This window comes from Deltaproteobacteria bacterium (assembly GCA_016177765.1).
Taxonomy (GTDB): Bacteria; UBA10199; UBA10199; order JACPAL01; family JACOUP01; genus JACOUP01.
In genome coordinates, this window is record JACOUP010000008.1 from 903269 (window position 1) to 923844 (window position 20576).

General features: G+C 54.4%; 17 protein-coding genes. 10 read left to right on the plus strand and 7 right to left on the minus strand.

The annotated features are described in order from the left end of the window. Positions 1-26: 26 nt before the first annotated feature. Positions 27-587 carry a phospholipase D family protein gene (locus HYS22_06845; GenBank protein ID MBI1909869.1) on the minus strand — a complete coding sequence of 187 codons (561 nt, stop codon included), beginning with the start codon at positions 585-587 and terminating at the stop codon, positions 27-29. 70 nt (positions 588-657) lie between these two features. Continuing rightward, positions 658-876, minus strand: coding sequence for a helix-turn-helix transcriptional regulator (locus HYS22_06850; protein MBI1909870.1), 219 nt, complete (start codon positions 874-876; stop codon positions 658-660). 314 nt (positions 877-1190) lie between these two features. Between HYS22_06850 and HYS22_06855 the strand changes: the two genes are divergently transcribed. From HYS22_06855 to HYS22_06865, 3 genes are all read left to right on the plus strand, one after another. Then, a complete protein-coding gene (locus HYS22_06855) occupies positions 1191-1790 on the plus strand; it encodes a hypothetical protein (GenBank protein ID MBI1909871.1) in 600 nt (199 codons plus the stop codon). Positions 1791-2273: 483 nt separating this feature from the next. After that, positions 2274-3236, plus strand: a complete 963-nt coding sequence (locus tag HYS22_06860; GenBank protein ID MBI1909872.1) for an immune inhibitor A — start codon at positions 2274-2276, stop codon at positions 3234-3236. A gap of 53 nt (positions 3237-3289) precedes the next feature. Beyond that, positions 3290-3826, plus strand: coding sequence for a hypothetical protein (locus HYS22_06865; protein MBI1909873.1), 537 nt, complete (start codon positions 3290-3292; stop codon positions 3824-3826). A gap of 37 nt (positions 3827-3863) precedes the next feature. Here the strand turns inward: HYS22_06865 and HYS22_06870 are convergent, their stop codons facing one another. Further along, a complete protein-coding gene (locus HYS22_06870) occupies positions 3864-4502 on the minus strand; it encodes a hypothetical protein (GenBank protein MBI1909874.1) in 639 nt (212 codons plus the stop codon). A 172-nt stretch (positions 4503-4674) separates the two neighbouring features. On the opposite strand from HYS22_06870, the gene HYS22_06875 reads away from it, so the two are divergent. The 5 genes from HYS22_06875 (at position 4675) to HYS22_06895 (ending at position 7822) form a co-directional block, all read left to right on the plus strand. Continuing rightward, a complete protein-coding gene (locus tag HYS22_06875; GenBank protein MBI1909875.1) occupies positions 4675-5370 on the plus strand; it encodes a hypothetical protein in 696 nt (231 codons plus the stop codon). 2 nt (positions 5371-5372) lie between these two features. Continuing rightward, positions 5373-5651 (plus strand): AlpA family phage regulatory protein, encoded by a 279-nt coding sequence (locus HYS22_06880; protein ID MBI1909876.1) that lies wholly within the window; start codon positions 5373-5375, stop codon positions 5649-5651. A 128-nt stretch (positions 5652-5779) separates the two neighbouring features. Beyond that, positions 5780-6091 (plus strand): type II toxin-antitoxin system RelE/ParE family toxin, encoded by a 312-nt coding sequence (locus HYS22_06885; protein MBI1909877.1) that lies wholly within the window; start codon positions 5780-5782, stop codon positions 6089-6091. A gap of 2 nt (positions 6092-6093) precedes the next feature. Beyond that, positions 6094-6381: an XRE family transcriptional regulator gene (locus tag HYS22_06890; protein MBI1909878.1), complete on the plus strand. Its 288-nt coding sequence runs from the start codon at positions 6094-6096 to the stop codon at positions 6379-6381. 316 nt (positions 6382-6697) lie between these two features. Further along, a complete protein-coding gene (locus HYS22_06895; GenBank protein ID MBI1909879.1) occupies positions 6698-7822 on the plus strand; it encodes a Fic family protein in 1125 nt (374 codons plus the stop codon). Between the two features lie 159 nt (positions 7823-7981). Here the strand turns inward: HYS22_06895 and HYS22_06900 are convergent, their stop codons facing one another. The 3 genes from HYS22_06900 to HYS22_06910 all read right to left on the minus strand — a co-directional run bounded on the left by HYS22_06900 (position 7982) and on the right by HYS22_06910 (position 10268). After that, complete coding sequence (locus tag HYS22_06900) at positions 7982-8227, minus strand: hypothetical protein (GenBank protein ID MBI1909880.1); 246 nt, start codon at positions 8225-8227, stop codon at positions 7982-7984. A gap of 68 nt (positions 8228-8295) precedes the next feature. Beyond that, positions 8296-8880 carry a hypothetical protein gene (locus HYS22_06905; protein MBI1909881.1) on the minus strand — a complete coding sequence of 195 codons (585 nt, stop codon included), beginning with the start codon at positions 8878-8880 and terminating at the stop codon, positions 8296-8298. Then, on the minus strand, positions 8877-10268 hold the full coding sequence (locus HYS22_06910; GenBank protein ID MBI1909882.1) for a class II fumarate hydratase: 1392 nt from the start codon (positions 10266-10268) through the stop codon (positions 8877-8879). Before HYS22_06910 ends, HYS22_06905 begins: the two co-directional genes overlap by 4 nt. Positions 10269-10340: 72 nt before the next feature. Between HYS22_06910 and HYS22_06915 the strand changes: the two genes are divergently transcribed. Then, on the plus strand, positions 10341-16421 hold the full coding sequence (locus HYS22_06915) for a hypothetical protein (GenBank protein ID MBI1909883.1): 6081 nt from the start codon (positions 10341-10343) through the stop codon (positions 16419-16421). Positions 16422-16435: 14 nt separating this feature from the next. On the opposite strand, the gene HYS22_06920 is transcribed toward HYS22_06915, so the two are convergent. After that, positions 16436-18058, minus strand: coding sequence for a hypothetical protein (locus tag HYS22_06920; protein ID MBI1909884.1), 1623 nt, complete (start codon positions 18056-18058; stop codon positions 16436-16438). 211 nt (positions 18059-18269) lie between these two features. Here HYS22_06920 and HYS22_06925 point away from each other — a divergent pair, with 211 nt between their 5' ends. Further along, positions 18270-20543, plus strand: a complete 2274-nt coding sequence (locus tag HYS22_06925) for a PBP1A family penicillin-binding protein (GenBank protein MBI1909885.1) — start codon at positions 18270-18272, stop codon at positions 20541-20543. Positions 20544-20576 lie beyond the last annotated feature (33 nt).

Below are 20576 nucleotides of genomic sequence, written 5' to 3' on the forward strand. Positions count from 1 at the left end.
ATCTCACTTTTGATCTTCCCCAATAACTAGAGCCTGCCACTCACGGCAATTTGTTGTGAATGCTCCCGATGGCCCATCCAATTCTTCGTGTACCGTGAAATCAAGGCCGGGGCATGAAGGAAGATGAGATTTTCCGCGTTCTTTTCCTGAGCCGCCTTCGTGAAATTGAATGATCCTGTAATAACGGTAGTTCTATCGATCACCATGATCTTGTTATGAGCAATTGAGTGCTGGGTGTCAATATACGTCGGAATACCAGTATCGACTAGCAGGTCGATCATAGAGGCCCTTTGCCCCTTTTGGCTCTTATCGAGGATGACCTCTACCTTCACTCCTCGATGGAAGGCGTCTACGAGGGCATCGGCAATGGGGACAGAAGTAAAAGAGTATGCCTGAACGAGGATTCTTTTCTTGGCCTTCTCGATCTCCCCCACAATGATGCTGGTACAGTCGCCACCGGGGGTAAAGCAAACGGTCGGGAAACAACCTCGTTTCTCGAAAGTAGCGTTGTGGGTACACCCAAAATAGAATGGAAGAAGAACGACAAGAATGAGGGCGGTGGGGCCAAAACGTTTGTCGAATCGCATCAGCCCCCTCTACAACATGTTCATTGAAGGGGCGAGCTAAAAACGAACTGTCAGTGCGTACTAGCGAAAATTAGCGTCTCAGCAAATCTTCAGGGTCTACCTCCAGAGACTTCGCGATTTTGACCAAAGTATCAAGGGTAAGATTCCGCTCTCCTTTTTCGATGTATTGCCAATAACGGAGGGATAAATTCTTTGCCATTTCGGATGCCTTATCCTGCGAAAGTCCTTTGTTCTTTCTGCGGTCGCGCACCTTCACCCCGATTCGTTGTGCCAATGTTTGCCATCGCATGAACTAACAATGGCCGAAATTAAGAGAAATGGTAACGAACAGACTGTTCGTAAGTCGGTTGACAGCCCTTTAAATATCAACTAGATACAATTTATTACGAACTATACTGGCGTATTAAATGAAAACACTGAAAACCTTGTCGGTTATCATCATCTTCAGTTCATTGACCCTCGGATCGTCTCGAAAAGCCTTTGGGTCTGACTGGTCTGCGTGTGGCATACCGCCTCCTAGGCCGGTCAAGGTGATCCACAGCGAGAGAGTTTGTATGTGCCAAGGCAAAAAGTGTCAGTGGGTTTTCATAAGGAGATAAACGAATGGATAAACTCGTGCCTTTGATTTTAATTGTCGTTCTGGTGATAGGGTTAATAAACCCGTATAGATTTATGAGGCGGGGCATCAGTTACCCCCGTCTGAGATTTTTTGGATATTTTCTTTTAGCCTGGGTTGGTTGGGCATGGATTAGCCCGCCGGACCCAGAATCTTCAAAAAATGGTAGCCCCAGCAAGTTGTACACGATGATGCAGGGCTCGTCTACACCGTCGTTACCACAGAACAATAACAATTTTGTGAGCACGGACTTCGCCGAGTATAATCGCTACCTTGACATCAACAGCGATCTCACCGAGATGCAGAAAGACCAGCTTTTCGACTCAAAATTCAAAAACGGTTTCGTAAAGTGGAGAGGGCGGGTTGTGGAGGTCGATAAAGGTACCTTTGGCGGACTTCATGTCTTGGTCAAGCATAGTGGTCATTCACTCGTTTCCGATGTGTATCTCGATCTCAAGCCGGAAGAGGAATCAAGGGCTTCACAATTGAGGAAGGGCCAGACGATCACCTATACGGGAAGGCTTACAGGATGGGGGAATCTGACGGATCACAGGGTCGATCAGGGGGCAATCCTTGAGGTACGTTAAATCACCATTCAAAAGGTGCCTCCTTTTTTTTCTGCTTATTCTCCAAGCGTGTGTCCATACGTTCACGATCACGAGAAGTGTCGATAGAGGGGTCTGTGATGAAACAAGCAATTTTTTTGGAGGAGTGCCGAAGACAACACAACATCGCATGAGAGCATTAACCCAGTTGGCCAGAGAAATTTAGGGGGTTTTATGTTTTGGCTTGTAGCAGGTGTAGGAGCAGTGGCTTTGTGGGCTAAGGATTGTGCGGATTTACATGCAGGTCCACCGCCTAAAGTTGATACTTCCCCAGTAGACAATAATGGTGGAACGCCTGGGGTTGCCATACCTACAGATGGAGGGATTCTGTGGTCTCCTGCTGACGGAGGAGATGGTGGTTTGTTTTCTCCACGATATGCAGATGGCGGAATGTCTGTAATGAGGCATGATGCCGGAACAACTACAATGAGACGTGATGCAGGTCGCACTACGACAGATGGGGGGATGTCTGTTTCTCCTGATGCTGGACCTACTCAAGATGAACATCCCAATGGAAACAGAGATGAATGCATCCTTACCTATGATGACAGTCACGTCTGTGATGCCGTAAATACAAAAACCATCCAGAATATAGGCAATGTCTCGATTACTATCGCCACTTTCAATGATTGTGGTCAAATTACCATTTGCCCACAAGAAGTGGTGGTTCTTGATAGTGCGACCGCCGATTACCTACTCCGTGCAGGCCCTACCCTATTTGAAGATACAGCTACCCCTGATGTAGATGCGGGGTTTTTATCTGATGCCGGTGGAGTTCATCAGTCAGAGTCCGACGGCGGCTTAGATGCCGGTTTGGTCTCCGATGCTGGCTCATCACATCAACCTGGAACTGATGGCGGCGTTATAAATAGGTGTGATAGAATCCGCTACGATTTCGAAACAGACGACGGCGGATTCCTTACTGGAGGTAATCCGCCCACACTTTGGCAGTGGGGTACGCCCCATCGTGGCCAAGGCCCTGGTGGTGCGGCAAACGGTAGTAAATGCTGGGGCACAAATCTCTCCCAGAATTACCCCGATGACGCCAACGCCACCCTGACGATGCCCATACTGCATCTCTCTGCGGGCACGACTCCGGTGCTCCAGTTCCAGCAGTGGTTGCAGACTGAATCGTGCTGTGACGCAGGCGTTGTTGAAGCATCAATCGATGCTGGTCGCACGTGGATCGCGCTTCAAGAGTTTCGGGGGAACGCTGCGCTCGCTTGGACCCCCGTCTCGATTGATCTCTCATCGCTCGCCGGAAATGATGTAACTATCCGATGGCATTTTAGGTCAGACGGTTCGGTTACCTACCCTGGCTGGTATGTGGACGATGTTCAGATCACCGGCCTTAGCTGTTTTGATAGTGCAGATGCCGGTTCCACCGGACAAAGTGTGGACGGTGGTGCAATTTCCGGCAATCCTTAGCGGTAAAACTTTTTCTCCTGTACCGACCAGGCCATCCGTGTTAAAAAATGAGGGTGGCTACCCAAACCAAAATAGAATCGAACCGGCGGAATGCCCAAAAATCAACAGGCCCCAGGACCACGGAGGGCAAGGCGGTTGTTGCCCACAATGCCCTGAAACATGGACTTTGTGCGCGGTCTATCCTGCTTCCCCATGAAAAAAAGAACGAATGGCAGGTTCTGAGCGAGGACCTTTTCGCAGAATTTCAGCCTGTTGGGGCATTGGAGAACCTTCTGGTAGAGGGCCTCATTTCTCTGGCTTGGCGGAGGAGACGTTTGGTCCAGGTAGAATCAGAGATATTTCAGCAAGGAGGGGGCGAGAGTGAGTTGTTCAATCTTAGCCCAACGGTTGGCAATGGCCTTGGAATGGCGTTTATTGGAGCGGCTAAAGATTCGGATGCTTTCTCACGTTTGGGTCGCTATGAGTCCGCCTTGGACCGGGCTTTTTATCATACTCTCTACGAACTCCGACAGGTCCAGACCCTAAGACAGCGAAGGTGCTCGATCTCTCTCCTATCCCCTGAAAACGGCATTCCAGAGGCCCAAACGTGACGAATTTGGCTTTGTTCGGTAGAAGCATCCTGTAATGTCAGGTTGTTGCCGAATTGCGACGCCTTTCAATATCAACCCTTATTTCGTTCAGTAGCTCACCCTTGTATTTCTTGAATTTTCTTTTGTGTTTCATTGCATCAGGGTAGTTTTCGAGAACATAGCTACGTATCATATTTCTCTTCAGATCGTTGGCCCACTTTGTGGGGAGGGTTGGGTCAAAATTAATTGCAGTCACAGCCAACAAGTTTTCATAATCCAAGGACTTAAGCCACTTTCTTAGCTCCCCACGTGCTGACAGAAACAGCCTGATCCTTTCCAAAGGATTTTGATCTCCTTTGGATTGTTCCAAGGCGTTAATCAGCATTCTCTTTATTCCTTTGGGCCAAGTTTTTGGGCCTTTTTTTTGGTGTTTGTTGATCATTGTTTCAATTCTTTTTGCCTCGTCTTGGATGTCCAGAAGGCGGTTTAGTTCAAGGTGCCTTGTGATCTTCTCAATTGGGTTGTAGCGAGGATCGAGGACAACTTTCGCAACTTTCCGGACAAACTCTCTGATCAATTTCGCTTGTTTTTTCAATCCTTTCAATTGCTCCTTTTTGGGAGAAAGGAGCAATTTTAACTCACTTTCAGCCAAGCGATAAAAAACTACTTTCCACTCTTCAAATTCTAGCTCGTTCATAGGCCCTCTCGCAAATTACCCATAAAAAAATAAAAAAAGATTGGCTTAACTTCTGGTTCGACTGGTTCTTCCCACGCATGGTAAAAGCATATGCGTTGATGAAGTGGATCTATAAGCAATTGTCTGAAAGGACAATGATTTTCCCTCCTACATCATAAGATCAGGAGGATTTGTGTGTGGAGAAAATATGATGCTTCAGAATTTATTGAGGAATGAACTCGACTCAGAAGTGGGACTGGTTAGGCGATACCGGTGCAGGAAAGCCATCCTGGATGGGTTGGAAAGGCGAAAACGTGTGCTGATCAAGCCATCTCTGGAATTGTTGAGACAAGAGTATGGGGCATTACAACGAGCGTTGAATCGTAGGTTTCCCGAGTGCGCTGTGAGGACTCCTGCGGAACAGGTCATCTCCAACGCAATCGGGAGAGTAACAAATCTCCAATTCTTCAAATCACTCTGGATCGTGAACCGGAACGTCGACCTGTTTTGTCCAGCTGTTGGCCAGCTTCATTCCCCTATCGTAAAGGGAGAGAAGATTGTGAGAAAGCCGATTATGAGAGGATGGGTGATTGAGGTCGACGGGTCGATCCACAATTACGAATTGAAGATGCGGAAGGACTCGGCCAAAATTGATCTCCTCGCAACGTTAGGGATTTCTGTCTCAACAATCGAGAATCACGACCTTGAGCGATCGATCCGTAGACTCATCGAGTATCTTCAACAACTGCCACGCCTTGATTCAAGAGCGCGAAATCGACTTTGGGGAAAAATATATACCGCTACCTTGGCCTATCACGCTGATAATAAAGTCATGGCGCGTCTTTATGGGGATAAATTTCTTGAACTCAAGATAAATCCAATAAACTGATCATGAAAAATCTCCCAGAAAATCCGTTGCCCGCCTTCTTACCTCAAACCATTTTAAGACTCCCCGTGGTCAAGTCCGCTAGTGGGCTCTCCCGATCTTCACTCTACGCTCGAATTACAGACGGCCTGTGGCCCAAGCCTGTGAGTTTAGGAGCGCGAGCCGTTGGTTGGCCCTCAAGCGAAGTCGCGGCGGTCAATGCCGCCCGCATTGCAGGAAAATCCAACGATGAGGTCCGTCAGCTTGTTGCCAATCTGGAGGCCGCTCGAAAGTTCATTGGATGAAAGATTGACGAGGCGATAACTGGCAGATAATACAATGAACATAGGTGTTTACTTCATCGTTGCAATTTTAGTCTTTACATGAGTTACGTAATAACGTAACATACTTAATGGACAAGTCGATTACATGGATGGGAGGTTCGAGGAGCAAGATTAGGAATTTCCACGTTCTGGCGCGGCAACAGGCAGGGTATCAGTTGCGCCGGGTTCAGCAGGGGTTGTTGCCGAGCGATTGGAAGCCGATGGCTGGCATTGGCCCCGGTGCAATGGAAATCAGGCTCCATGAGCCACATGAACACCGGGTGGTCACTGTGGTCAAGTTTGAGGGGACTGTTTACGTCCTCCATGCCTTTGCAAAGAAGACCCGGAAGACGGATAAACGGGACGTGGAGGTTGCAAGGAAGGCGTATCGGGAGATTTTGAATCTTAGAAGAGGGAAATAGCGATGAAGGCTGAAAAAGGCTCCAAAAATGTTTTTAAGGACTTGGGATTTTCCGATGCGGAATCGGCCAATCTAGAGGCTCGTAGTGCGCTGATGATTCTTCTGGAAAGGGAGATTAAAAAACTCAACCTCTCTCAAGCAGAGGTCGCAAAGCGGCTTGGTGTCAAACCACCAAGGATCTCAGAATTGATGAAGGGGAAGCTAGGTAAGTTTAGTCTGGATCTCTTGGTCGTCTATCTTGCCCGGTTGGGAAAGGCGGTGGAGTTCAATATCACGAAAAAGGCGGCTTAACAGACAAGCATGGGGGCAAGTTTGGGGGCAACTGACTTGACGACTTAAGATGAAATCAAGTAATCACAAGAACTTAGGTGGCTAGGTCGATTCCCGCCGCCTCCACAAAAAAACGATTCCCCTTTTGGGGAGTCGTTTTTTTATTGGAAGGATGGGAATTGAACGGCGGTGAGCGCTGCCAGTGGCAGATAGACCACAGATGAAACCCTCCTGAAGTGCGGTGATGAGGAAGAATAATCAACGCAAATTATGCGGAGATTGTTATTGCCTTTTGCGGTGAATAAGGTCCATAATAACCGCAGAAAGTGCGGAGATTATGGCGACCTATATCCATGAGCTGAAGGCGTGGCCGAAGTTTCGTTGGAACCACGAACGGTTAGCCTCCAAGCTGGCCGCCGTACGACACCGGCAGGGACGGTTCATTGGCCGAATGGAAGCGCTTGGCTTCAAGCTACGCGCGGAGGCCGCCTTGGAGACCCTGACTGAGGAGGTCATCAAGTCAGGCGAGATAGAAGGCGAGATCCTCAAGAAGGACCAGGTCCGCTCCTCAATAGCACGCCGGTTGGGACTGGATATCGGGGCACTGACGCCCGCCGACCGCAACGTGGAAGGGGTCGTCGAAATGATACTCGATGCCACTCAGAAATTCGCCGACCCGCTGACCACCGACCGATTGCTCGCATGGCACGCCTCCCTGTTTCCCACCGGGCGTAGCGGCATGACCAAGATCACGGTTGGGGCATGGCGTAAAGACAAGACCGGCCCGATGCAGGTTGTTTCCGGTCCGGTGGGCCGCGAACGGGTCCATTATGAGGCACCCGCTACGGGCCGCTTGTGCACGGAGATGAAGACATTTCTAAACTGGTTTAATAAAAAAGATGAACCCGACGATTTGGTTCTCAAGGCCGGTGTGGCTCACCTGTGGTTTGTCACTATCCACCCTTTCGACGACGGCAATGGTCGTATAGCACGTGCCATTGCTGACCTTACACTCGCACGCTCAGAGAACAGTGTACAACGCTTCTACAGCATGTCGGCTGAGATCCGGGAGGAGCGAAAGGCCTATTATGACATTCTCGAAGCGACACAGAAGGGCAATCTCGACATCACGCCCTGGCTTGATTGGTTCTTAAGCTGTCTTGATCGCGCCTTTGACGGCGCGGAGACCATCCTGGCGGGTGTGATGAGAAAAGCGCGCTTTTGGGAAGAACAGGAGGGCCAATCCTTGAACGACCGGCAGCGCCTTGTCATCAACCGCCTACTCGATGGGCTTGAAGGCAAACTCACTTCGTCGAAATGGGCGAAGCTGGCCAAATGCTCACAGGACACGGCATTGCGTGACATTGACGATCTCGTCACGCGGCATATCCTGGTCAAAGACCCCGCGCGCGGGCGTAGCACCAGCTATACTGTTGATTCCCGCCGCCTCCACCATTACTGACCCGACCGAGGAGGCTCGAAAATATTATTTTACGGCCTTTACCGTTTTCAGAACTTGCCGGAGAACGGGAAGAACAAGACGGTCCTTTTCCCGGTCAGCGGCCTCTTTGCTTTTAATAATTCTTTATGTTTGATGAGCTCCTTGAGGAAGACTGTTTCTTTATCGGTAAAAATTAAATTTTTGGGCACGTGTCAGACTCCTTCGTAAACGATCAATTGGTGGTTCCTGTAACAGAAGAAGGGTATGTCGGACATTATCAGGTTCCAGGTCCGGATTCTGGTTCAAGACCTGTTGAAGCTGACGCATCAATCTCCTGGAATCTTTTCTCCTCACACCATCCTCTTCAAGAATTTGAGAGGGGCTCACCTCCAGGGCCGCGGCAAGGGCATGGACCGATCTTGGCAACAGACTGCCCTGCCGTGCCAGATAATAGTACTTTTGTCAAACCTTAACCCCTCCCACCGATGGTCAGGTTAAGGCAGGATCTTGCAGACGGTATCCGAAGAACAGCGGTAATCCACCGCGACAGTGGTGAAACCGTCCGTGTCGATTTGGGTCGGGGTGATTTTGTAAAACCGGTTGTACCCGGACCGAAGGTCCGCGGTACAAGGAGTCTCTTCCTCCCCCACAGAGGAATCGGCCCCTCTGAGAAAGACCTTGAGGGCAGACCCTGTTTCCACATCAATCGCCCCTCTTTCCGCTACGCGGGAGAGGGTATAACCGGTAAAACAGCCGCCGGTCTGGACGGTCTGTACCAGGATCACCCACTCTTTTGAAAAATCGACGCTACCGGTCAAATCGGGAAGCCCGTGATTTTGCACCTCCTCCGCCGTTTGGAGGACTGCCACCTTCACCCCGGACCCTGTGGCATCAGTAATGCTGATCTCCGTGTCTCCCAGGAAAAACTCTGATTCCAGCACAAAGGTTGCGGTGGCTACGGTCCCTCCGGCCAGCGCCTTTGTTTCCAGGATTTCGGCCTCGCTTAAGGTATCCCCCGAAGAAGAGGAACCACAGGCCGGAAAACCGGCAACGATCACGATAAAAAGTAATTTCTTCATTTCTGGGGGGTCAACATCCCTTTGGGATCAAGAAGTTTCTCAATCTCCGCCCTGGACAGCATTTTATTTTCCAGAAGAAGTTCACGAATCGTCCGGCCGGATTTGTACGCTTCTTTGGAAATGGCCGCCGCCTTGTCATAGCCGATAACTGGGACGAGTGAGGTGACCAGCGCAAGACTTTTTTCCACCAACTCTTCACAACGCTCCTTGTTGGCAGTCAACCCGGCGATGCATTTTTCGGCCAAAAGTTTGGAACCGTTGGCGAGCAGTGAGATCGATTCCAGCAGATTCACGGCGACGACCGGCATCATCACGTTCAATTCAAAATTGCCGTGCTGGGCGCCGAGGGTCACGACAGTGTCGTTGCCCATTACCTGGGCGGCGACCTGCATCGTCATCTCCGGGATCACCGGATTGATCTTGCCCGGCATGATGGAGGAACCGGGTTGCAACTCCGGGAGATGGATCTCGTGGATCCCGCAACGGGGACCGGAGGCGAGCCACCGGAGGTCATTGGCAATCTTTAAGAGAGAGACCGCAACGGTTTTCAGGGCGCCGCTCGCAAAGACGCAGGCATCTTTGGCCGCCTGGGCCTCGAAGTGATTGGCCGCTTCTTTAAAGCCAAGCCCCGTTTTTTGTTTCAGACGTCCGGCGACCTTGCCGGCAAATTCCGGGTGGGTGTTGATCCCGGTGCCGACCGCAGTCCCACCGATCGCCAGCTCCAGCAACCCCTCGATCGCCTGCTCCACCCTATGGCTGTTTGATTTGATCTGCGCCGCATAACCGGAAAATTCCTGGCCGAGCGTAATCGGCGTCGCGTCTTGCAGGTGGGTCCGGCCGATCTTGATAATATCCTTAAATTCCTTGGCCTTCTTATCCAGTTCCTTTGCGAGGAGGGCCAGCGCCGGCAACAGTTCCTCCTGGAGACCGACAGCCGCCGCGACATGAATCGCGGTCGGGATCACATCGTTGGAGGACTGCCCCATATTGACATGATCGTTCGGGTGGACCGGAGACTTTGTCCCTATTTTCCCGCCAAGATTTTTAATCGCCAGATTCGCAATCACCTCGTTCGCATTCATGTTGGTGGAGGTGCCGGAACCGGTTTGATAAACGTCCAGGATAAAATGATCGTCATATTTCCCGGAGGCGACAGAGAGCGCCTCTGTGGCGATCGCATCGGCCAGTTTGGCCTCCAGTTTTTCAAGTTCTTTATTGGCCTCGGCGGCGGCCCACTTGATGAGACCCAGCGCTTGGATGAAGCGGCGGGGAAAGCGTTTATGGCTCACCTGAAAATTCTCTACCGCCCGCTGGGTGGAGGCGCCGTAGAGTTTCTCCTCCGGGACCTTGACCGGCCCCATCGAGTCCGTTTCCATCCGGAATCCCATAAAAAAACCTCTAACGCAGGAGAGGCAGGAAATCAAGCAACTTCACCCCCTAGTCCGCGATAAGCCGCCACGATGGGGACTTTCAACAGCCCTTGGCCCGTTTGCCACACCGATTCCCTCCGTCAGATCTCCGTTTGTGAGGCACCAGAACTGGCCTCGCCAGAACTGGTCTCACCGGAGCTCTGTGAACCGTCTTTAACCGGTCTGCCGGATCCTGCGCCGGTACAAGACCGTTATCTCGCCCCCGTCGGGGACGATTTTCAGGAGACCGGGCCGGTTGGACTAGCCTCGCCAGAACCGGCCCCGGCCCAACCTTTTTTAATGCTGGCCCGTCTGGCCATCGGTTCCGGAGATCTCCCCCAGGCCTCGGTTTACTATGGACAGGCGGCCGAGCTCTTCGGTCTTGAGGGGGATCCGGAAAAGGCCCTCTTTTATTTCGACAAGGCGGTCCGGGTGCTTGAGGGGGTTCCGGGACAGGAACTGCATTATCACTACGCCCGCGCCGAGGCGGCCTTTTTCCGTGCCCTCTCCGAAGAACGAAAGGGGAATATCGTCCCTGCCAGGGACGAGGAGGCCAAGGCCTTTGAGGATTATCTCCATGTTGCCGATCTCGTGAGAAGCCAGGAAGAGATACTGCCGGAATCCCGGCGCGCTATTTCACACGAATTGGAGGCCAAACTTCGTTTCCTCGTGAACCGGCCGTTGGCGGAGGGACGGTTCGAAACGGCCGTTCTCTACCTCAGAATGTGGCAAGAGATCAACCCGACGCCGGAACGGGCCGGTCAGTTACTGCAGGTCTCTTTTCTCTCCGGGCGCCTGAATTATCGTCAGGAACTGGCGTCCGTTCAACGGGAACAAGGGGAAGTCGATCGCAAAATTGCGAGGGACAGTCGGGAACTGCAAAGCCTCTCTCCGGTGATTTTTACTGCGGACCTGGTTCCGGGGACCCAGGTGGCGCAAGAAATTCGGCGATGGCAACTTGAAACAGAATTGAAACGGCTCTATGGGCAGAGACGGGAACTGCTCGATCGGTTCAACCGTTTGGAGAAAAAGGGGAAAGAACTGCGTCACGAGGTAAGGGAACTGGTTGCCCTGGCCTGGGGGGAGAGCCCTGTGGAAGGGTCCGAGGGGGATCTGGCCAGGGAACTGATGCTCGCCCGAACCTATGAGGTCATGGAAGAGAATGCCGAGGCGAACGCTATTCTCCGCCGTGTCCGGGAGTCCCTCTGGAGCCGCGATTCGGAGGAGGCACGGGGACAGGCGATCCTCCTCACCCATGAAATTGTGCTCAACAAGGGTGATTCACCCAAGGGTGCTTCACCCAAGGGAGAGGAACAGGAGGCGGGCCGCGAGCTGGAGGCCGCCTTCCAGATGATCCAGGGATTAGAGGACCCCGTTCAGAAAAAGATCCTCCTGGCCCAGAACCGGGTGGTGGCGGCGGCGCTCGATATGCGACGTCATCAGCCCGATTCAGCGGAGGCCAAGATAACGGCCCTTCTCCATTTCTACGAGGGGAACAAAAAAGGAGAGGAGTCGTTGGCCCTCAAAAAGGAGATGGCGATGGGGCTTCTGACCCTGACGGAATTGGCCGGTCAGGAGATGGTGATCGCCCTGCGGGATCATGACGACAAACAAGCCTGGCAAAAGGCCTCGCAAAAGGCGCGCCGTTTTCTGGATACCCTGGAAGGGTGGTTTACTCAAGGGGAGTTTGCTGACCTCGCCGAGATTGTCGCCCAGGCGCATCTGGTCTTTGGGGAATCCCTCTTTGAATCGGGAAAACCGGAGGAAGGGCTTGTCCATATCCGGGATCAGGTCCAGAAGCGGTATGGGGAGACCCGCACCGCCCTCACCACGAGGGCCCCTTCCTTTTGGGCCTGGAGGGTGTCTGATGCCGAAGGCCAGCCGCTCCTGATCGGACCCAACGGCCAGATCAAAGAGGACTTTAATGCCGGGTCTGTCCGGGAATTGGCCAAAAATATCGTGGTTCATTCGGGACAAAACAGCCGGTGGCTTACGATGGGGTTGGTGACCGCCGGTTCAGGGCTCGTCCTTTGGGGATCGGGGGGGACGGCGGCGCCGGTGTACGTGATACTGGGAGGGATCGGGGGGCTGGCTGTCGACAAGGGGATCTCTGTAGGCCGGCACTGGGACCAGACAAGCCAGGGGTGGAGGGCGGGGTTGTCACCCGCCTCGATGGACCGGGTTTATCACGAGTTTGTCGTCACCGGTGTCGAAGTAGGCTCCCTCTTTTTAGGGGGGACCGCCGGGATGGTGGTGGAGCAAAATATGATCTGGCTCGGCTCGCAGGCGGTTCGTGCCGCCGCAAAAACCCTTCCGGTCGGGGCGGCCCGCTATTTTGTCGGTCTGACACGCCTCGTGCCTCAAACGTCATGGGTTGGGACGGCGCTCGGGGCGAACGGCCAAATGACATGGGGAGAATTGGCCCTGCGTGAAATGCTCGCCCGTCCGCTCAATGCGACTACAGTCCATGGTGTCGTTTCAGGGATTCAAGGGCGCTTCGCCCAAGGGGGAGATGACGCCTCGTTTTGGCAGGGGGCCTTTGAGACATGGATCTTTATCCGCTTCTTCGGGATGGGGCAGGATCTCAAGCTCTCTCGCCGGATTTTGCCCCGGTGGGAGGAGCCGGCTACCGGCGGCAGGATAAGAACGGCGGTCAATCGTCAGGCGGTCAAGGCGGAACAGTGGACCGTGGATGCGATGGTCGGCACCGGCCTGCACACCGGCGTTCGGGCCTCTCTTGATCTGGTGGGCGGACCGGACCTGGAAGGGGGTATTGCCGATTCCCTCTGGTCGGGGACCTTCGGTTTTATCCCGATCCACCTGGGCAACAAGGCGGGAGGCCTTCTCCTGGGTTCGCTGGCGCCGCACCCGACACGGGGCTGGCTGAAGGACCTGGCCGGCGAGAGTTATCGCAATTGGCGCGGGGCGGAAAAAACCATCCGTGAAAAAGCGGGATTCAATACACCGGAACAACTCCTGCGTGAATTTGTGGCGGGGGAGGTCGCCCTGACCCGGAATGTGACAGATCAGCTGGAACGCCTGCCGGAAGAAAAAAATCTGGAAGATATTTTCCGCCTTTTTGAGAGGCTGAACGGGGATGTTGTTCTCGGTTGGCGGGAGAGGTTTCTTCTGGCGCAGGCGATTGTTCACGGGGCGGCGGTCCGGATGATCCGGACAGAGCGGGCCCGTGTGACCGACTGGGTCGATCAGGTCTGGGAGGAGAGAAATAAAGGAGGGGTTCTCGATCGCGAGTTGGGGCTTGAGGGGCTTTCTCCCGCGGAGAGGGAGGCCCGTCAGGCCCGGCGGAAGGAGTTTATGGCCCGCCGCTTAGGCCAGACCCTGGAGCGGCTCGAGCGCCTGTTGGTTGAGCTTGTGGGGGATTTTCTCCACCGTGAAACGCTCCGGCCGATGAGCGATGCGGAGGTGCGGGAAAAGATCCGCGCCATCCTTTATGAGGGGACGATCCACCCGACACAGATCAGCCGGATGGAGCTCTACCGGATCGAGCGGGATTTTGTCGTCCTCCTCCGCCAGTATGGCCGCCTTCTGCGTTACCTGATGGAAGGGGACCGCGATGGGGCCGGAAGGATACGGCATGAGGCGGCAACGGTGGCCGGGTCGTTGAGGGGAATGGTGGTCTCCCTCGTCGGCAGGGTGGCCCAGGAGTCGAGTCTTGAGCTAACCCCGCGGGGGTTGAGGTTGGGGTCCACCTTTGTTGAGGAAGATTCCAGTGCCAGAGAGTTGACCGATTATCTGGCCCAAGTCCAAAGGGGGGAAACCCCGCTGGAGCGCGGACGGGTTGAAGGTCTTGTTCGGGCCACGACTGGAAATTTCGTGGAGCGAGACTCCCCTTTCTCGACGGAGGCCCTGGAGATCCTGGAGAGGGCCTCCTACGAGCTGGTTTTGATTCGTAACCACAGCGCTGTTGCCGGAAGACTGCCGCACCAGGTCGCCTTCTGGATCGACTTTGATGCGGCGGCCCGCCCGACCTCGCTCGCCCTCCACACCTATGCCACCCTTCTGATTCAGGATATCCGGCGCAAGGCCTCGCTCGTCGAAGGTCTGCCGGTGGGGCAAAGGATTTCTCTGGAAGGTCTGGAGGGTTCTATCGAGGCGGTTCGGGAGGTGGAGGTCCAGGTCGGTCTTGCCGAGGCACTCCGTCGTTCCGTCTCCCCCGAGGCTGGTTCAGAGATGGCCCGTCTCCTGGATGAAATCCTGCCGGAGGAGATTCTCCGCTCCCGTTTTCTTAGCCGGTTGTCTGAGTTGAGGGGGGCGGGGGAGATTATTGGGAGACACCTGAGAGAGACGGATGTTGACCCTTCCCGCTATTCGGACCTCGCCCCGCTGGTTTCCTACATCCCCCGTTTTGATCATCAGTCGGCGGAGATCCCTTACACAGGACCGGAGGCGATGACTCCCCCCCAGCGGGACCGTCTTGAGCAGATGCAGAGGGTGTTGGCAACGGCCCGTATCCTGGTCACCTCCGGCGGCAAGGCGCTGGTGCCGAAGGTCATTCTTTGCAACACCCAGGGGGCCGAAGACCTGAGGCGTATTGTCGACTTTGTCGATGGGGAACCACCCCTCGATCACCTGACCGTGGTCCCGCTCTTTGAGGATCGTCCGTCGGTGGAACGGATACCGGAAACACTGGAACAACTGTGGGGAGAACTGGGACCGGCCCGGTTCAGACAAAGGGTGAACGAGGTCTTTATTGCCGGCTCCGACTTGAGCCGTGTGACGAGCTGGCCTGTCGCCCTTCGCCTTTTCCTGGAGGCGGCCGGGGCGGTGGCCCGATTTAATGAAATCCATGGCACCGATATTATTTTAAAAATGGGATCGGGGGAGGCGCTCCAGAGGCAAAACGGGATGCCGGACCCCTTCGGCGGTGAACCGGTCTGGGTGGAGGCCGAAGATGGCGACCCACGGCAGGCCACTTCCCTCCGCTCTCCTTACTGGGGGGTGCATAGTTTACTCAACATTTTTCCTCCCAACGTTCGTCTCATCACGATGCAAACGCGGGGGCATGAAGTGATGATCCAGGTGATGACGCCGAACCAGGCACGCACCTTCGAACTGCAATTACAAGATTATCTGGGAGACCCCGGTGAGGGGGAGAGGGTGAATGAGTTTGGGGCCGTCACCCCGGAGGAATTTAAAAACTTCAGCCATCTTCTGGAAGAGGGGCGTTATTTCGAAACGGTCCAGCCGGAGACGGTCCCTTTAAATCTTTTAATTAGCCGGGTGTTGGATGAAAAGATCCGGCCACGAGGCCTGGCCAGGACCCGGCAGGGGTGGGTGGAACTTGTCCAGATGGCCGCCACAGATCCGGGCCAGATCCCGATTCGTGCCATCACCGCCAACGCGGCGAGTGAAACCTACTACCCGATGGCCCTTGTCGGCCTCGGTTTTGCATTTCGTGACTACCTCTCCCACTATGGCCTGGAGTCATTTCGGAGACTCCTGACCATGCTTCCGGCCAAGGAGATCGTCCAGGCGGTCCGGCGTTTTTACCTCCCGAATCTTGCCGTTTTCGGGGATTTGCCGATTTATCGGGACTTAAGAGAAAACATGGCGATCCTCCAGGGTCCCGAGGTTTTTGACCCCCTCAAGGCGGAGGTGGAACGGCGCGAGGGGATTCATGTCGAGGATGACCAGGAGACCTGGACGGTGGAGGCAGGACCGGTTGTTACCGGGGGAGAGGCCTCTTGGACCCCTCGGATGAGTCACCCTCGGGTGGATCACCCTTGGGTGGATCACCCTTCCGTGTGGAGTGAGGTCTATGACCTGATGGCGCCGGGGTATGAGCTGTTTAACCGCGACCCGGCACGGCCGGAATCGGCAGGTCCTTTCCCGCTTGCGAATTTGAGACCCGATTTGCGTCAGACCCTTGCGGAGGCGGATCCCCTCTATCTCAAAACGATGGCAGAACTGACGCCATTTTTGAAAAAGATTGCCGCCTTTTGGAAAGAGGCAAAGCGGGAAGTCGACGCCTTGGGTGAAAATCCGGAACCGGCCGCTGTCGGGGCGGCCAATCATCGGCTGGAGGCTCTTGCCAAACAGCTTCTGGAAAGCAGTCCTCTCGGCGTCTCTGCCGCCCAACTGGCTCGGGCGCTTCGTGGATTTAACGGATAAAACAAAATTTATGATTATTCAAACCGTCGGGCCCAGATCCGATGGTCCCCGACCCTTTGTTCCCAGATCAGAATGGTATGTCCCTCTGTATCGGTAGCTATCTTTGGCCAGACCGGTCTTTGCGCCGGGTTATCGGTCAGCGGGATGACCTCCCCCCAGCCGTTGGTTGCCTCATAACGGCGGGAGATAATATTGGAACCGGCACCCCCCTCCAGGACTTCATGCCAGACCGCTAAGAGATTGCCCCCCTGGTCAACGGTCATCATTGGAGACCGGGCATTGGCTGGACGGTAGGGGAAACTGACAGGACCGGTGCAGAGTGCACCGAAGGGACAGGTACTGTTCATGACTTGTGAGATACCGTCGGCGCCGCTTTTTTGGGTCCAGAGGATCATGAATTGGGAGACAGGAGAGAGAATCATGACTGTGTCTGATCGGAGAACGTCTACTGCTGGTTCGCTCAACTGTCGAATCCCGGCAAATCCACCTCCGAATCCTGAAAAACGCCTCGCCTTGAGGGTATGCTTGCCTGTCGCCAGATCTTTTTCCTGCCAGGTCACCAGTCCGCTCCACTGGCTGTCCATGACGATCTTCGGGGATTCGGCATTGGTAGTATCTATCATCTCCGGTTCCCCCAGGCCCCAACGGGTCCCGTGATAAGAAGAATACCAGAGCCTCCTAATTTTATCGGGGTCATTGTCTCGGTCTCCCGGACGGGCGTTCGGGTTGGATTGGCTCCAGATCACCAGTGCCTTGCCGTCATGGACGACGATGGAGGCATCGCGAATAGGGTCCATGGAAGTGGGGGAGACGAATTGGGTATCCTCCCAGCCCCTTTCTTTAAAAACACGGGCGCGAAGGCCGTAGGACGTTCGCGTCCGGCAATCCACCTGCCCACGAGGACACTTGTTTAACCCTTCCATATTCCAGACGACAACCGCTCTGTTCCCGGAAGGTTCCATGGAGATCTTCGGGTAGGTGGCATTTAGATCAACCCATCGGTCATCCGACGGGACATTTTGGTTGATAGTGAAAGCAGGTTCCCATCTCCCGGAGGATTTCAGATACCGCCTCCCCCTGATGTGAAACTGAGTGCCACTCTTTTCACTCCAGACGACGAAGGCATTGCCGTTGGCATCCATCGCGATCTTTGGACCTGGTTCAGGGATATCGCCTAAAGCGGGATTAGCAATGACCTCCGGGCCGCTCCAGCCGGAGCCGACGGTATAACGGTTGGCGACGACCTGAAATTGGAGGCCCCTTGCCGGCACGGTCCTCTTTTCCCGCCAGACGGCAATGCCGTTTCCGGCAGAGTCAGAGGCGATATCGGTGTAGTCAGCTCCTTGGGAGGAGGCTTGATCCAGAGGGATGGCATCGGTCCAGATCCCTTTCGGTGCCTGTGGGTTTCCAGCATTGGCCGCCGGCAGGTCACCACCAGGGGCCGGTGGAGCCTCCCCCGGGTCAGCGCCATTCCCCGTCGCCTCCTGTTTGACATCGTCCCTTTTGGGGGGAGGCGGAGGGCCTCCCTCCTCTTCCTCTTTTTTAGAATCACACCCGAGGGTGGAGAAAAAAATGGAGAGGAGACCGATCAAAAGGATTGTTCGGGTGCGCTGATTTCTTGTCCCAAAAACCGTCATAAAATCTCCAGACCTCTTGACCTATTTTCGTCCGTTGACCCCTCTCAAGGTGTCACCCTGGGGCCCCCTATTAAGGAGAGTATGCAGGTTTTATGCCAAAAGGTCCAGGCGATAGATTTATAACATATTGAAATTATTAATTTTTTTATAGGCCTGGAGAGGGGTATTTTCTCAGATTGAGAAATTGCCAAAGATATGTCAATTTCCTGACATGGCACCCCTCCGGACCTTTTTCCGTCGTCTCTTCAAGATCCTCTTTTTTACCGGGTTCTTTGCGGCGGTTTTCGGGATCTATCTCTTTTATCTGAACGACCAGATCACGACCAAGTTTGAACACCACCGTTGGAACCTCCCTTCACGGGTCTATTCGGACGCCTCGTACCTCTTCCCCGGTCAGGCAATCGCGCCGGAGAGGTTGGAGCAAAAACTCCTCCGACTCGATTACAAGAGGGTCCCCGGCACCAAGATCGGCGCCCCCGGTGAGTACAACCGCGCCCCTCAAGGCCTCCTGATCTTTCTCCACGACTTTTCCTACCCGACGGAAGATTTTAAGGGGTTCCCCGTTTATCTGCAGTGGGGCCGGGGGGAGCTCTCCAACATTGTCAGGCTGGATACCCAAGAGCCGGTTACCGCCCTTCGCCTGGAACCGGAACTGGTCGCCTCGGTCTTCGACGAAAAGACGGAGGACCGGACATTGGTGAAGTTAAGTGAAGTCCCGCGCTCGCTCATCGAGGCTATTATTGCGATCGAGGATGAGCGATTTTACCAGCATCACGGGATCGACCCGATTGCGATCCTTCGGGCCTTTGTGGTGGACCTGATCCATGGACGGCTGGTTCAGGGGGGGAGCACACTGACGCAACAACTGGTGAAAAACTATTTTTTGACCGGCAAGAAGAGTTTTGTCCGAAAATTTAACGAGATGCTGATGGCCCTCCTCCTGGAGCGGCGTTATTCCAAGGAGGAGATCCTTGAGGCCTATCTGAACGAGATCTATCTGGGGCAGAGGGGGGCCGCCTCGGTGGCCGGTGTCGGGGAGGGGGCGCGACTCTATTTTTCAAAAAAAATCAGTCAAATTGATCTTTCAGAGGCGGCCCTTTTGGCGGGATTGATCCGCTCTCCGGGGGAGTATTCCCCCTTTAGAAATATCAAAAAGGCGATCCAAAGACGGAATCTGGTCCTGAAGACCCTTTCTGAGAAGGGGATGATTGCCAAGGGGGAGTACCGGGAGGCGTTGAAGGAAAAAATAATCCTCCCCGAAGTCCGCAAAGAGATTGCCAGGGCCCCCTATTTTATTGATCTCGTACAGGCCCAGCTGAGAGAAAACTTCCCGCTGGAAAAATTGACGGCGGAGGGACACCGGATCTTTACGACACTCGATCCTGATTTTCAAAAAAGTGCAGAGAAGGCTGTGGCCCAGGGACTGGCCTCTGTTGAGAACCGACTCCCTGAAATCAGGAAACAGAGGGAGGCTGGGAAAAAACTGGAGGCGCTTTTGGTGGCGGTCACGCCGCAGACCGGTTACCTCCGGGCCTATGTCGGGGGACGGGATTTTGCCGAAAGCCAGTTCAATCGCCCCTTGCAGGCGCTCCGGCAACCCGGTTCTGCCTTCAAGCCGTTTGTCTACCTGACGGCACTGGATCCGGGACGGGGGGACAAAAGCTTTACCCTCGCCAGTCTTTTGGATGACAACCCCCTGACCGCCCCGACCCCCGAAGGGCCCTGGAGGCCTGACAACTATGATGGGAAGAATCATGGGATCATTCCTTTAAGAGAAGCACTCGAAAAAAGTTATAACGTGGCAACAGCCCGGCTCGCGATGGAGGTCGGTCTGGATCGGGTGGTGGATACCGCAGAGCTGGCCGGGATCGAGAGCCCGATCAAACCGTACCCTTCCCTGGCGCTCGGTTCCTTTGAGGTGACCCCCCTGGAACTGGCGGGGGCCTATACCCTTTTCCCCAATGGAGGGGTGCGGTCGCAGATCCTGGCGGTTCGCCATCTCGTCACCCGTGAGGGAGAGGTGTTGGAGAAGAAGGAACTAAAAATCAGACGGGCCTTTTCCCCTGAATCGGTCTATCTGGTAACAAGTCTCCTGCAAGGGGTTCTGACGCGGGGAACCGCCGCCTCCGCCCGCTCTTTGGGATTTTCAGGAAGTGCGGGTGGCAAGACCGGGACGACCTCAGAAACACGGGATGCCTGGTTTGTCGGGTTTACACCGAAGATTCTGGCGCTGGTCTGGGTTGGCTATGATGACAACACGCCGACCGGTCTGACCGGCGCCCAAGCGGCCCTGCCGATCTGGGTCAGTTTCATGAAAGAGGTCTCCCGGAATGACACCAGTGATTTTCCCGTTCCGGAGAAGATCTCTTGGGTGACGATCGACCCGGCGACAGGAGGGCTGGTTACCTCTCATTGCCCTCAAGGCTCCGAGGAACCGTTTATCCAGGGGACAGAACCGACCGAGAAATGCTCGACCCACCAGTGATTGACAGTGCAGGATTTATCTTGCATGGTCAAT